The sequence below is a fragment of the Legionella parisiensis genome, assembly GCF_001467945.1.
GTDB classification, from domain to species: domain Bacteria; phylum Pseudomonadota; class Gammaproteobacteria; order Legionellales; family Legionellaceae; genus Legionella; species Legionella parisiensis.
In genome coordinates, this window is the sequence record NZ_LNYQ01000013.1 from 681,695 (window position 1) to 695,836 (window position 14,142).

Here is a 14,142-nt window from a genome sequence, read left to right on the forward strand (position 1 = left end):
TATTATGAGTTTATTTTTTCCATCACTAATATCTAATCAGCAATACCGGAGTTTTGGATATGCGTATGACTTCCTCCGCAACACTACCAGTAAGTAGGTGATGGATTCTTCGACGGCCGTGAGTACCTATAACAATTAAATCAGCAGACAATCCGGTTGCTTCATCAACAAGTTTTTCGGCAATTTGTGCTTTAGAAGGGGTGAGCTCGGTGAGTTTCATTTCAAATTCTACTTTCGAACGACTGAGTATTTTTTTCATTGAGTCTAAAACTTCCTGCCCTTTTTTTCTGGTGAGCTCAACAAATGACTCTCGATCGACATCGCCTTCATACAGTGTGTCAATTATATGAATCACACATATTTTAGAGTTTTGGTTTTTTGCGACTTTTATTGCTTCTTTCAATGCTGAAATGGATGCTTTAGTATCATCCACTGCTACCATAATTTTTTTGTACATAGATGGGACTTCCTTGCCAGTAAATTGTTTATTTAATAATACATTAGCTTTGCTTGCAATAATTGATATTATATATCTTTGCACTTATTGTGTTTATTGCTGTGAATAGGGATTATGTTGTAATTATGGGTGGAGATTGGTAGATTAAAATTAAGTATATAAACAACAAGATTTTTGGCTAAAATGATTGATAGGAAGAATGATGTTTTTTAATCAAAAAGAAATTTACTACACTTTATTGTTGCTGGGATTATATTCGTCAACAGCAAGTTCGGCTGGTCACGTTCAAACACATCCTCCTGCACATAGAAGTGGCTACGCATTGATTCAGGGGGGCGGTTACTGGTTGCATCAAGGCCAGGCACAGCACATTGATATTAACGGATTGATTGGTGATGAATTTACCGTAAAGAATCATAATGACGAAAATTATTTAGTTGGTCTTGCTTATTTTGTAGATGGTCACCATACTAAATTATTTGATATGTCCTATGGACTAAATGCATATTATCTAGCTAAAACCTCTGTGAATGGTTATGTCATTCAAGAGAATTTATTCCAAAACTTATCATACCATTATGATGTGGAGCATTTCCCTATTTATGTAATGGCTCGCGCTGCACTTAATACAAAAAATCCGGACTATGGACTAATTATTGATGTAGGGACTGGTCCTAATCTTATCAATGCTCATAATTTTAAAGAGGATTCACTGGACGGCCAGACACTCCCTGACAATATCTTCTCTAGAGATCTCACGGCCCAATTTAGTGCAACCGCAGGTGTTCATGTAAAATTGAATCGCGTTATTCGTGGTGGCGTGCCTTTGGAATGCGGTTATCGCTTTTTCTATTTAGGAAAAGGCCATTTCAATTCCCGCACTGATCAAGTAACAGAGCCATTGAGCACAGGTAATACCTATGCGAATGCATTAATCTGTGGTTTGGAATTCGAAACTTGATTAGGGGCTGTTTACTTTTCTATTCTTGGCCAAAGGTACTGTGTTCGCCCCTGTGCTTGTGCACTACGCTTCAGTACTCGGAAACAGGGTGGTTTTGACTCCAGCCAGCGCGGCAAAGAGTATCTCATCCCATCCTGCTCAAAATATTCAGCAAAAGTTTAAGGGCGTCTAATCCAATTGATTAGCCATTTTCCTTCATCAGTTCGCTCAAGACAGGCGATAGTTCCTGGAACAAAGGCAACAATGGAACTGTCTTCATTGAGTAAAGCGAGTTTACCAATGAGTTTACCTATAAAAGGCATGTGCCCTACGAGCATGATGTCTTGTTTTTGCTGATTTATTTCATCTGCGATCGGGTCCACGGGATCCAGAGGCTCCAATCCTTGATGGTATTCAATTTTGTTTGAGGATAAACTCGATGCTAATATTCTCGCAGTTTGTTCGGCTCTGTGTTTACTACTGTGGAGTATACGATTAATTTCTATTTTTTTTTCAGCAAGAAAATGACCTAAATTGTCAACATCAGTTGTTCCTTTTTTACTAAGAGATTGTTGGGGGTCGGTTTCTTTTCCTAAGTTTTCCCCATGCTGAACGAGATAAATTTTCACGGCAGCTCCTTGCTAAGTATGGTCCAATGCGATCATGCCTAGTGGCATTCGCAAATGAATAATCAGTTCTTTGCGAAAGTTGCATGAATTTTGAGGGTTCAATTGCTATGATTTAAGTGCATTTCATTATAGATGATCTGAATATTTATAGTAAGCTAAAAGAATAAAAGTAATGAATTGGGTTAGGAGTTACGAAGATTTGCAGGGATTTTATTTGTCGATTATGGTTTGTTTATAACATCGGTATATGATTTTTCCTGTAGCAATCTCAATAATTTCTCCTGAAGCTCCAGAATGTTCTGAATCACATTTATCGATCAAATGTATTTTCAATGCATCGACATTTTTTCCGGTTATTTTGGAAATAACGATTTCCTCTATTTTAACTATGGCTTCATAGGGATCCTTCTCTATAGGTGAGTTCATATCCTATACCTCCAATTTCTGCTTCTATATACAGTATAGTGCAAACTGATTAATTAACTGGCTAAAATAGGTACAAAATTGACGTTGTAACGCAGGTGCAGCGCAGCGAAACCCCGCTTGAGATAATATGCTCAATATTTCGGGATCTACTGCGCCAGTGTTAGAGAATACTAGTTGCAGAGACTCTTATAAGTTGCAACCAGACTATTTGGATTAGAAACTGGTAAATCTGTATCAGCGCTCCACATAATGGCGCCTTTGAGTTGCTTATCCTTGATAAATCTACATACTGCTTTAACTACTTCAGGAGATTGGTAGCCAACAAATTGTTTCTCTGTTGCATTGTAGAGATAAGAACCGGTAATAAACGAGTTGTTCTTTTCATCCAAGGCATTCACGTGGTAAATCTTATAATTGAGTTGATTTATTAATTTATTTACAGCTTTATAAGGTAAAAGACCATCCTGGATTGAATATTCAGTAGCGAAATGGCTGGCACCAGACCACGGTTGTTCAAAGCCAGGAAGGGCGGTGTTTTCACCAGATGCCACTCCCGAGAAGCCACGTCCATAGGCAGCTAAACCCACTTGTAATTTTTCTTTGGGTATTCCGTATGCAAGAACCTGTTCTGTAATGGAGTCTGTTGCATAGTTAATTGCAAACTCATCTTTACGGCTGGTGTCAGGTTGTTTTAAATAAGCATGAACTGCAGTATAGGGATCACCACTTTGTGACCAGGGACCATGTAAATCGTAGGTCATTAAATTGATGCTGTCTGTGTAATTTGCAATTTGTTTAAACCAGCCACCATCAACTGATTGATTGATTTTTTCCAAATAATCCTTATTCACGGTAATGGTTACAGATATATATGCATCTTTTCCCAAAGTGTATCGACTGGCTTTAACTAAATCGAAAAGATGTTTGTAGTCTGCCAAGGTATTTGCACCGGGGGGTAATTGGCCGCCGGTCTGCAGATCAATAGGCGGTTCAAAATCATAATCAATTCCCTTTAAGTTTTTAAAATGATTCATCCAGGATTTAAATTGATTTAGGAATTTATCTTGATTGGCAAAAATGGCGGCAAAAGTGGCTGTGCTGATTCCTTTATTATCTGGCGTATTCGCTCCGCCAATAGCAATAATACGTTTTGTGGTGTATTTGGGGGAATGGATAAAAGCACCAAAACTATTGAGTTGCCCCACACCTTTTTGATCTGTGTAATTAAATAACTCCTTTTGACCGGTGTTGCCGTTCATTTGTACGGAAGTGCATGCACCTTGATTTGCGGTACAAAACTCAAGGAAATCTTTAGTCTCTGGAGGTAAGGGTGATATCCAGGAACCCTCTAAAGGTAGCTCACCCCAGAGATCAGAAAAGTGCATTAAACCATCCCAACTGGCAGGAATTTGGTACTGTGCCTGATTGGGATCTTTGCTATTCCATACTTGTAGAAAGCTCCAGGCAATGACATCAGCCTTATTAAATTGAGCAACCATTTCTGGATTGGAAACATAAGCTAATTGTCCATAAGGCCGACCATTTTTATAAGCGCCATCATATTCATAAGGATTTTGACCATACATAGACCAATTGGTGGTATATAAGGTTAACGTTGCATTAGCTACTGCAGGAATAAGAGAAGCAGCAAGCATGGTTGATGGAATAATTTTCTTTAAAAAATTCATGATGATTCCCCAATAGACAAGTGGGTAAATTTTAATACTTGTAATCGGTGGGTAACCACTGTCATTTATGACAGGGGTCATAGGGTCAGCAATTGATATGCTAATGCCTTGGCCAAAGATTGATATTTATTTTTGACACCTAATTTTTTATTGATTTTTTGAATATGAAAATTGATGGTTCGCTCACTGATTTCGAGACGTTGTGACATCTCTCTGACAGAGTGTTGTTCTGCAATCAACAATAAGCATTGGATTTCTCGTTGGGTTAAATGAAATGATTCCTGTTCACTGACCTGATCTAAAAGATGAGTTTGGATGTAGTGATAATAGTGATGTGCTGCAACAAAAAACTCATATTGAGCACAACTATCTTGTAAATCGCATTGTTGATTTTGCATTTGTACTAATAACAAAATTGCAAAATTATTATGCGGACCGTGAATAGGAATTGATAAACCTGACTCTGCGCCAAAGGCTATAGAATCTTTGCGCATTTTACGTTCTGACTCACTGGTCGCTTGTGCCAATTGCTGCTTTAAATTCCAATAAATCGGCAGATGATTGTTGTAAACAAAATTTAGTGTACTGTCGATGTTATGGTATTGTTCAGCAAGGTAATGTTGATGCCAGGATTTAAAATTGGCAGAACACATGTCATATTTTAAGCGATTGGCTGAGTTCGGATGGTAGGCATAATAAGTAAAGGAAAATGTGGTAACGCCTTTTTTGTTTAAATAACAACTCAAGGCGTGATCACAATCAGTCAGCGAGGAGGCTTGTACTAATTCATTTTCTAAAGACACGAGGAAATCAATCATTTTTATTCATCACTCCGCAGGTTAGAATAACCAGTGCTGTATTTGCTGCAAAAATATAAAGAAAAAAGCCAGAATATCCCAATTGTTGTTCTATCAGGCCACTTAATGCGCCAAAAAGTACATATCCTAAAGACATGATGGAAGTACAAATGGTATACATTGACATCGGATAACCACTTTTATTGGCAACCGTCAAGAGATATCCCATATAAGTCCCATTAGCTAACCCTACAGAAAATTGATTCAATAAAACAACAAGATAAAGTAGCGGATGATTGGTATGAAAAAGGGGGAATAAAAGGTAAAGTAAATGACCTAAAAGCAAGAAGAAGGTCACATTTTTCAGGCATTTTTCCAAGAGGAAATGTCTAATAAGCCATCCTGATACAAAAATACCGAGCATCAAGAATATACTTCCAGAAATTCCATATAGTTGTCCTACCTCATATAAATTGAGGCCTAATCCTTCTTTGTCGAGCAAAAATAAAGGAATAATTTTTTGCATCTGTGCTTCGGAGAAATTGTATAAAAAAATGAAGAATAAGATCGGATAGATCGACGAATTAAAAAGAAGTGTTTTAAAAACTTGGCGATAATTTGGATTAATTGATTGTTGTTTTGTCTGCCTTTCCGGGATTTTGGTTTTATGATAGAGGGTGAGTAAAAATCCTATCATAAACAAGGTGAAAAAAAACACTTGCCATACATTAATTTTATAATGCAAGGCTAAGCTGCCAATAAAAGCCAATATTCCTCCTTTAATGATTAACCGCCCCATTTGATAAAAGAAGCTTCGGAAAGCGACAAACTTTTTTTGTTCTTCACTATTTAAATTAATTAAATAAATACCATCAGAGGCAATATCATGAAGCGAGGAAACAAAGGCAAGAGCTGCGAAACTTAAGAAACTAATCATAAGAAAGTTGGGCTGTTCGACACATAATGCCAATATGATAAAAAGCAGGTTTACCGTTGTTTGAGTATAAAGAGTTAGCTTTTTTCTCGTAGCAAGATTTTCCAGAAAAGGAGCAAATAGAGGCTTAATTGTCCAGGGAAGCATGAAGAGGCTGGTTAAAAAAGCAGCCTGAGTATTGGTCATTCCATACTGTTGGTACATAATAGTTGCAATCAAAGTGATTACCACATAGGGTATACTTTGAAAAAAATAAAGACTGGCTATCCATTGATGATTCTTTGGAGATATTAAGGAAATCACGGGTTAATTCCACTCTATTGTTGCCCATATTGTAACATAATCGATCAATAATAAAAAATACAACTTAGCTCATTGAGACTATGATTGTTGTACGGGCTTTGTGGCAGGTTGATATTCTAATTCAACAAGATCTTCCTGTTCTTCTTCCATCTTAGTAATATAGGTATCCAAGGACTGCTGCAGTTCTGCAGGATTTTGCATGGTCATATTTTTTATTCGGTCTGCAATAAGTAACATGTCTTTAGCACAAAGTGTTTTGATTTTATATCTTAAAAAAATATTCTCATCAATATATGAAACAATTTCTTGCATGTTTGCAGGGATTTTCACTTCAACTATGGGTTTGGCAGAATATAATTCAAGATAGATGTTTGCTTTATCCATACTGGGGACGGCAGGATGCATCAATAAAGCCAACTTTTGCAAATGTATTGAAAGATTTGTTTTACATGATTTTGAATCCATCATCCATGCAGCAAGAGAAAAAGAGTTATCCTCCATTCCATAAGCTACATTTGATTGATAAATGTACCCTAAAACCCCCACGGATGTTTTTTCACAAGCAAGCATGACATAGGAGTGTCCAGGGATGTCGATACGAACAATTTTGGGCAAGTCTTTTTCTAGTTCTTCACCAAGATACTCGAGGGAGTAAGTTTCTTTCCCAGAAGAAATCATTTCGTCCCCGGTCATCATTTTACAGAACGTATTTGCAACATCACCACATCCAACCGGTGTAAAAATAGAGTTAGCTATAGACGTATTGAGTAGTCCATTTTTTTCCATTGCCAAAAGAATTTTGACTGTAGATTCCAAATCGATTCCGCATATAGTCAAATAAAGTCGAGCATCTGCCACACTGCTGTAGCGTTTCTTATAAGCAGATAACACGAGCTTGCGAAAAATAGAGTCAAAGTTATCTATGGATGAGACTTCATAATGAGACGAGGTGAAAAAAGTGGATTTGCTTTGCATGAAAATAGAATAAAATTATATATTGTTATACAATACTGCAACTTTTTGTTATTTGTGGCAAGAATTTAATTAACTAAATAGATTATGCGCGAACATTATAAATTTTTTAAAGAAGTGAATACGTTCAAAGTCCATGCTCAAACGCTACTATATCGTCTAAGAAAACAAAGAGATCCTAATTTAATTAATGCGATACATCTTGTTATTGATGGACAATTCAATAGTTCCTTGCCTGCAGAAATCGCAATCTTAAATGATCTTTTAAATCATCCGGAGCAATTTATTAAAAATATAAACCCCGACGCTAAGGAAGAAATTCAATCTGAAATTAAGGAAATGTTGATGAGTTTTGTAACTGAATTCTGTGATGAGGCAATTTGCTCAAAGGCAGCATTACGCGTTTAAAAAAGTTGTTTCATGAAGGGGGTACTGTTTCTGCTCTTTATTGATTATCATCATCTTTTTCGATCCAGCAATCACTTGGAACTCCAGGCGGTATCGGACGCCTTGGCATGGGTGTCGGATGAAATTTTGCTCCTTGTCCATTCCTGATACTCCGCGTTGCTTCTTTTTCCCGATGGGTGTTGATAATTCTGCTTAAGGTATCAATGAGAGTTCGTTCTTTAAATAAGAAAAAGAGATCATTATCCTGGACGGATTCATCTGATTCGCATTTGCTAATTATGAATAAATTGGCATCATTTTTATCATTGAAGTTTGCGATTGCTCTTTTTTTCAAGGCATTTTGTGTTTTAATCATCGCGTGGAAAGGAAATTGAATAAGATTAAGGTCTCCATTACCTTCTGCGTATTTTGCATAGGAAACAGAGATATTTTCCCTATTTATTTGGTGTAATAAATCAGAATCATCATACAACCTGAAAATAATTTTTTGTTTTTCCAAGTCTGCATTTGCTGCTTTTTTCGCAATAAAGATGTGTGTGTCCTTGAATTCGTTAAATTCGGCAATGACTTTTTCTTCACCTCGTGCAAATTGTTCAGTAATTTTATATCGCATAATAAATAAGTTATCAGTAATAAATTTTATAGATAGAAGACAATAAAATTATATCATAAAGTGCTCAAAATGAGCGATTATCATCTAATCCATCCGGGCATGATTTGTACAAAAAGTGTTCTCAGCAACAACAGAACGATATCAGAAAACTCATACTCTAGAAATAATGAGAGTATCTATTGATTTTTTGAAAATATTGCATAACGATAGCAATCTGTATTAGAACAAAACTCTAGACTGATAGTGTAATGGTACCACGAATTGGATATAAGCTTTTCTCGCAAACATGCATCTGTTGGTTGATAACTTAACTGCCCCTTTTTGTCGAGTGTGGACTGGAGAATAATTACTTCAGGTTTAAATTTCATCACTTCTTCACATTGCCACTTATATATATCTTTGCGCCAGCTCATTTCTTTATTGTTCAGACAATACGAATCTAAAAAATTCAAATTACTTTGGTAACCAATGAGACCAACATCACCCAACGAGACCCAGGATCCTTGGGGTACATAACGATCCAGCCAATCGATAATCTTTTCTCTTAATCTTTCCCCATGCTGGAGATTGATAGTAAAAGTTCGATACGCTTTTAGACTCATTGCTGGGATGAAGAAAAATGCGATAACTCCAGCAATAATATATAAAGTAAATGTATAAACTTCATTCCTGTCTGGTAAATATTTGTCAAGAAAATGCATTAATCCCTGTAAGGCAAGAGGAAGAATTAACGCAAAAGCAGGCAGAAATAAACGGTTAAAGTATGCTGAAAAGGGCATAGCTTTTATTAAAAGCAGCAAGTAAATAAGTGTTGGCAACCAAAAAAAGTAAGACCGCTTATCTTTTGACTTATAACTCGCCACAGCAGCAAGTAATAAAAAAGGCCAGGAAAAACGTAAATAGGACCAATCCAATTTATAGGTAAACTCATTACTGAAGCCTTTGCAATAAATAGGATTGGGAAATAACTGCCCAAAGTAATGCCACCTCCAGAGAAAATAGGGCAAAAAAATCCCAGCGAATACTAGCCCACTTGAAAAAAGAGGCCAGTAATATGTTTTAGTAAAGGATGGGCGATCCCAAAGTGCTACTGCATAAAATAGAAAGACGAGTACGGGGGCTTCTGGACGTGTGAATGCAGAAAATGCAAAAAAAAGCCCCGCAAAAGCCAGGAACAAGGGGTTCGAATGTGTGCGTTTTGCGGGGAAGGGGTTATAACCTATTCCCCGCAATAAAAAAAACAAGGCAAAGCAAATAAATGCTTGGTAAACTGCTGTCTCCATGCCACTCACAGCCCAGAAAATTTGCCCCCTGTAAATTAATAGCCAAAGACAAGGAATAAATGCGAACCAGGCTGAGCATAATAACCTGGATAAACAATATACTGCCCAGGCTGTAAATACCAATCCCAAAAAACCTGCCACTTTTAATAAAAGGATAGGATTTAAATTTACAACCATGCCTGCTGAAGAAAGAAGAAGAAAACTAAAACTGGAATATCCTTCTACTGGTGGTTCACTAAGATTCCATAGCAATCCATTTCCGTCCACCCAGTGTTTGGCATAACGTAGAGGAATATAAACATCATCAATAATAAAATGCCAGGCAGCAAGGGACTGTAAAAGAAGAAAGTAGGTACCAATAAACAGTATAACAAGTATGTATAGTTTTTTAGGCATTCATGTTCATCAATCCCGTATTTTAGAAAGTTATCCATAAATCCCATTATTCTATATTTGTATACGGGGATAATTGGCTATTCAACAATAGTAGAACAAAAGATACAAAAATCGTATCTTTTTGATGTTTTATTTCTTAAGCTTCGTACACACTCTGCACGATAGAGTAACCCTTAAGCTTTTTTGATTATTTGCACATAACTTTTTCCATCTTCTCCAGAAATAACTCCATGAATTTCAGTTGCAAAACCTGGAAGTTCTGTCCCTATATCGTCCAGCATCAATAAGAAATCAAGAATCACCTCGCAGCTATCTGTGATTTGCTCTCCTGGCATAATTAAGGGGATCCCAGGCGGATAGGGCAAGATCACGGCAGCAGAAACTTCACCTTTAAGCTGCGCCAAAGGAACCAGTTGGGTTTCTTGCCGAATAAGTTTTTGATATGCCTGATGGGGTGTCATGACACTAATTGGAAGTGCATCAAAAGCATGATACATCATTTGAGGTAAATTATGCTTTTGCATTAACCCGTGGATGGTTTTAGCTAAGGTTTGAATGGATATTTTTTCATAAAAATCTGGATGCTCCTTATAAAGCTGGGGAAGGATGACTTTAATTGGTGCATTTTCATCATAAAATTGTTTAAACTTATTTAAAGCCGCTAATAAGGCCATGGATTTGGCACGGGTAATTCCAGAGCTAAATAAAAACAACATCGAATATGGTCCCGTTTTTTCAACAATGATTCCATGGGATGCAAGAAATTTTTCCACAATCGTTGCGGGTATACCCCATTTCTCTAATTTATTGTTTTTAATTCCTGGTAAAAGAACGGTCACTTTGACGGGATCCAAAAATAAATGATCTTCATCTACCTGGTGAAATCCATGCCATTTCTCATTGGGTTTTAAGGGGAAACAGGACATTTTTTTTTCTGAGGCAGGTTGCCACACATCAAAATACCAATCACAACTTTGCTTTTTTAAACGTTTTATTTCTGTCCGAAAATCCAAAGCTAATTCAATCGCTTCATTAATTAAGTCATAACCATGATTACCGGCCATCATCGCAGCAGAGACTTCACAACTGGAAACAAGAGGATAAAAGGGGGAGGTGCTCATATGCATCATATAATTGGTATTAAGAATATTTTCATCAAAATTACCTTTAACATGGATCATGGACGATTGACTGAACGCTGCCAATAATTTATGAGTTGATTGGGTTTCAAAAATCACTTGATCTTTTTGTGGCGTTAAGCTGAGTCCAAATTTTTCAGCGTAAATAGGATGGAAATTGGTATATGGAACCCAGGCACTATCAAAATGCAAATGTTTTACTTTGAGTTCATTTTGAAGATTTTCAACTTGATAAAGTATGCCATCGTAGGTTGAGTTCGTAATGACTGCATAGGTTGGCCAGGCAGTTGCCTGAGGGTGTTCACTAATTTTGTTTTTGATTGCTTTTTCTGTATATTCCGATTTAGGGATTCCCCCAAGAATTCCATATGTATTTCGCGTAGGTTTTAAATAAATGGGGATTACATCAACCATCATTAAAAATTGTGCGATTGATTTATGACAGTTACGATCAACAAGTACTGTGTCACCGGAAGTTGCCGAATACATACCTACTATTTTATTCGATGTTGATGTGCCATTGGTTACGATTAGAGAACGATCACTTTTAAATACATTAGCTATAAATTCCTCTGCTTCGCGTTGAGGTCCTGAGTGCTCAAGTAAACTTCCAAGTTCTTCAATTGACACTGAAAGATCAGCGCTAAAAATATTTTTACCAAAAAAATCATAAAATGCAGCACTGGTTGGATTTTTTTGAAATGCTGTTCCGCCTAAATGCCCAGGGGTACAAAAAGCATAATTTAACTCACGAACATAATGCATGAGTGCTTTGGTAAAAGGAGGCAAAATTGCTTGCAGGTATTTTTCTATAGCAAGCACTATGCGTTTAAAATCATCGTGCGCTAAATTGGCATCATATTGCAAAAAGTCCAGATTGAGATCAAAGTCATTAAGATTAATGTCAATTGAGGCATGTTTATTCGTCATGGCAAAAACAGGCAATAGTTTATTATGATTTGAAAAATGATGTAAATCATCAAATCCAAAATCATCCCAATCATAAAGAATTGTGACAATTCTTGGGTTTAAGCTGCTCACGTCATAGGCTTCTTTTAACGAAGTGCATATAGTGAGCCCATAACTATTTTGTGTTAAAAAATCCTCCAGCATACTAATAAAATGCTTTTTGTATTCTTCAATTCCCTGTGCATAAACAATAAGAATATGATTCATTGGTTGTCCTTGACCTTATTCATTCTCTAAATGTACTTTAACTTATAAGTTTTAAAATGATATATTTTTTATGAATCTTTAAAAACATTTTGAAAAAAATTGATAGGAATAGTATGCCTCATATAAAAATTAATGATATTGCCATGTATTACGAGATACACGGCAATGGAAAGCCGCTTGTTTTTATCGCTGGATTCAGCGCAGATCATACAACTTGGCTAGAGGTAGTTGAGCTTTTTAAAGATACGTATCAAGTTATTTTATTTGATAATCGTGGGGCTGGCCGAACTGAGGTACCTGATGGACCATATTCTATAGAACAAATGGCTGATGATGTGCTTGCTTTATGTTCCGTTCTTAACATTAAGAAAGCTCATTTTGTTGGAAATTCAATGGGTGGTTTTATTGTGCAGACCTTAGCATATCGTTATCCGATGCTGGTTCAATCTGCAGTAGTGAGTAATTCAGCAGCAATATTACATAATGTTTTTCATATTTATGTTGATGCGCAATTAGAATTGATTAAAACCAATGCATCACTTAAAGCGCTGCTTAAAGCGAACTGCAGTTGGGTTTTTTCATATCCGTTTCTTTCTCGACCCGGGATCCTTGACCAATTAATTCAGATCGGTTTAGAGAATCCTTTTCCATTTACTGTAAATGGGTATGAAGGACAATACGCTGCCCTTGTGCATTTTGATTCAAGAAGCTGGATCAGCAAAATCAGCGTTCCAGTATTCGTACTGACTGCGGATCAAGATATAATATTTAATGAGAAAAATGCCCAATTTCTTGCTGATCAGATACCAGGAGCGCATTATTATCGCTTTATGGAGTGTGGTCATTTGCCACAAATAGAATATCCAGAGCTATTCACCAAAACAGTACGTGGGTTTATTGATAATTTATCCTAATAAAAGCGCTGCACCCAGCCTCGCTCACGGATGTTGTCATTCCTGCGCAGGCAGGGATCTATTCAAGATTAAGCACCTTGCCAATTTAGAAATAGATCCCCAATCTGCGTGGGTATGCCGGATATGAAAAATTTCTAATCAATATGGGCTTTAGTAAAGGCATGAATTTCTGGAATAATAATATTGCGGAATTTCTTGCCGTTGAACAATCCATAATGACCTACTCCTTCTGCAAGGAAATATTGTTTCATGGAGTCAGGTAAATTTTTACATAAACCCAGTACAGATTTTGTTTGTCCTACTCCCGTGATGTCATCCTGCTCACCTTCAATAGCCAAAATAGATGTATTCTGAATATCCTGCAAACGGACGTTATGTCCACGCGATTTGTACCGGCCGGTTGTTAACAGCTTTTCTTGAAAAACGGTATTTATTGTTTGCATGTAAAATTCAGCAGTCAGATCCATGGTTGAAAAATATTCAAGGTAGAATTTGATTATCTTGAAGGCTGCTTCTTTATCATTGTCCGCGTACCGATCAACCGCTTTTTGCAATGATTCCATATGGCGTTGAAAATTCATACTCATAAAACCCGCAAGTTGCATAAATCCCGGGTAAACAAGCCGCATTGCACCAGGAAAACGAGAGGGTACAATCGAGATAACATTTTGTTGGAACCAGTCATCTCCTCTGGAAGTCGCTAATTCATTGACTGATGTGGGAGATTGATTCGTATCAATTGGTCCACCAAGCAATATCGCTGTTCGAGGCAGGTTGGGCGAATTCTTGGTGGACATAAGCGCAACAGCAGCTAAAACAGGAACGGTTGGCTGGCAGACCGCCATGACATTCAAATTGGGTGCAAGCAAATTTAAATAAGAAATGATGTACTCAATGAAATCATCCAAATCAAATGACCCTTCAATTAAGGGGACGTCGCGCGCATTTTTCCAATCCGTAATATAAACATCGTACAAGGGAAGTAAATTTCTGACAGTATCGCGTAATAATGTTGCATAATGGCCTGACATGGGGCAACTACGAGCAGTTTTGGTAAATTCAACTGC

At 36.9% G+C, this 14,142-nt stretch carries 14 protein-coding genes; 3 read left to right on the forward strand and 11 right to left on the reverse strand.

Annotated features, from left to right (window positions below):
* Window positions 1-25 precede the first annotated feature (25 nt).
* On the reverse strand, window positions 26-457 hold the full coding sequence (locus tag Lpar_RS09110) for a universal stress protein (RefSeq protein ID WP_058517651.1): 432 nt from the start codon (window positions 455-457) through the stop codon (window positions 26-28).
* Window positions 458-656: 199 nt separating this feature from the next.
* On the opposite strand from Lpar_RS09110, the gene Lpar_RS09115 reads away from it, so the two are divergent.
* On the forward strand, window positions 657-1,418 hold the full coding sequence (locus Lpar_RS09115; protein ID WP_237759376.1) for a hypothetical protein: 762 nt from the start codon (window positions 657-659) through the stop codon (window positions 1,416-1,418).
* 158 nt (window positions 1,419-1,576) lie between these two features.
* Here Lpar_RS09115 and sixA read toward each other — a convergent pair whose 3' ends face one another.
* From sixA to Lpar_RS09145, 6 genes are all read right to left on the reverse strand, one after another.
* Window positions 1,577-2,026: a phosphohistidine phosphatase SixA gene (gene sixA, locus Lpar_RS09120; RefSeq protein WP_058517653.1), complete on the reverse strand. Its 450-nt coding sequence runs from the start codon at window positions 2,024-2,026 to the stop codon at window positions 1,577-1,579.
* Between the two features lie 210 nt (window positions 2,027-2,236).
* On the reverse strand, window positions 2,237-2,452 hold the full coding sequence (locus tag Lpar_RS09125) for a hypothetical protein (RefSeq protein WP_058517654.1): 216 nt from the start codon (window positions 2,450-2,452) through the stop codon (window positions 2,237-2,239).
* A gap of 170 nt (window positions 2,453-2,622) precedes the next feature.
* Window positions 2,623-4,140 carry a glycosyl hydrolase family 18 protein gene (locus tag Lpar_RS09130; RefSeq protein ID WP_058519224.1) on the reverse strand — a complete coding sequence of 506 codons (1,518 nt, stop codon included), beginning with the start codon at window positions 4,138-4,140 and terminating at the stop codon, window positions 2,623-2,625.
* A gap of 77 nt (window positions 4,141-4,217) precedes the next feature.
* A complete protein-coding gene (locus Lpar_RS09135) occupies window positions 4,218-4,958 on the reverse strand; it encodes a helix-turn-helix transcriptional regulator (protein WP_058517655.1) in 741 nt (246 codons plus the stop codon).
* Window positions 4,951-6,174: an MFS transporter gene (locus tag Lpar_RS09140; protein WP_058517656.1), complete on the reverse strand. Its 1,224-nt coding sequence runs from the start codon at window positions 6,172-6,174 to the stop codon at window positions 4,951-4,953. The genes Lpar_RS09135 and Lpar_RS09140 overlap by 8 nt, the downstream gene beginning before the upstream one ends.
* Before the next feature lie 78 nt (window positions 6,175-6,252).
* Window positions 6,253-7,149, reverse strand: a complete 897-nt coding sequence (locus Lpar_RS09145; RefSeq protein ID WP_058517657.1) for a hypothetical protein — start codon at window positions 7,147-7,149, stop codon at window positions 6,253-6,255.
* 84 nt (window positions 7,150-7,233) lie between these two features.
* On the opposite strand from Lpar_RS09145, the gene Lpar_RS09150 reads away from it, so the two are divergent.
* Window positions 7,234-7,554, forward strand: coding sequence for a hypothetical protein (locus Lpar_RS09150; protein ID WP_058517658.1), 321 nt, complete (start codon window positions 7,234-7,236; stop codon window positions 7,552-7,554).
* Between the two features lie 37 nt (window positions 7,555-7,591).
* Here Lpar_RS09150 and Lpar_RS09155 read toward each other — a convergent pair whose 3' ends face one another.
* The 3 genes from Lpar_RS09155 to ldcC form a co-directional block, all read right to left on the reverse strand.
* Entirely contained in the window at window positions 7,592-8,167 is a 576-nt protein-coding gene (locus Lpar_RS09155) for a hypothetical protein (protein WP_058517659.1), read from the reverse strand.
* A gap of 176 nt (window positions 8,168-8,343) precedes the next feature.
* Window positions 8,344-9,846 (reverse strand): hypothetical protein, encoded by a 1,503-nt coding sequence (locus Lpar_RS09160; RefSeq protein ID WP_058517660.1) that lies wholly within the window; start codon window positions 9,844-9,846, stop codon window positions 8,344-8,346.
* Window positions 9,847-10,019: 173 nt separating this feature from the next.
* Window positions 10,020-12,161, reverse strand: coding sequence for a lysine decarboxylase LdcC (gene ldcC, locus Lpar_RS09165; RefSeq protein WP_058517661.1), 2,142 nt, complete (start codon window positions 12,159-12,161; stop codon window positions 10,020-10,022).
* A gap of 113 nt (window positions 12,162-12,274) precedes the next feature.
* On the opposite strand from ldcC, the gene Lpar_RS09170 reads away from it, so the two are divergent.
* Window positions 12,275-13,075, forward strand: coding sequence for an alpha/beta fold hydrolase (locus Lpar_RS09170; RefSeq protein WP_058517662.1), 801 nt, complete (start codon window positions 12,275-12,277; stop codon window positions 13,073-13,075).
* Window positions 13,076-13,209: 134 nt separating this feature from the next.
* Here Lpar_RS09170 and phaZ read toward each other — a convergent pair whose 3' ends face one another.
* Window positions 13,210-14,106, reverse strand: a complete 897-nt coding sequence (phaZ, locus tag Lpar_RS09175; protein WP_237759377.1) for a polyhydroxyalkanoate depolymerase — start codon at window positions 14,104-14,106, stop codon at window positions 13,210-13,212.
* Between the last annotated feature and the right edge of the window lie 36 nt (window positions 14,107-14,142).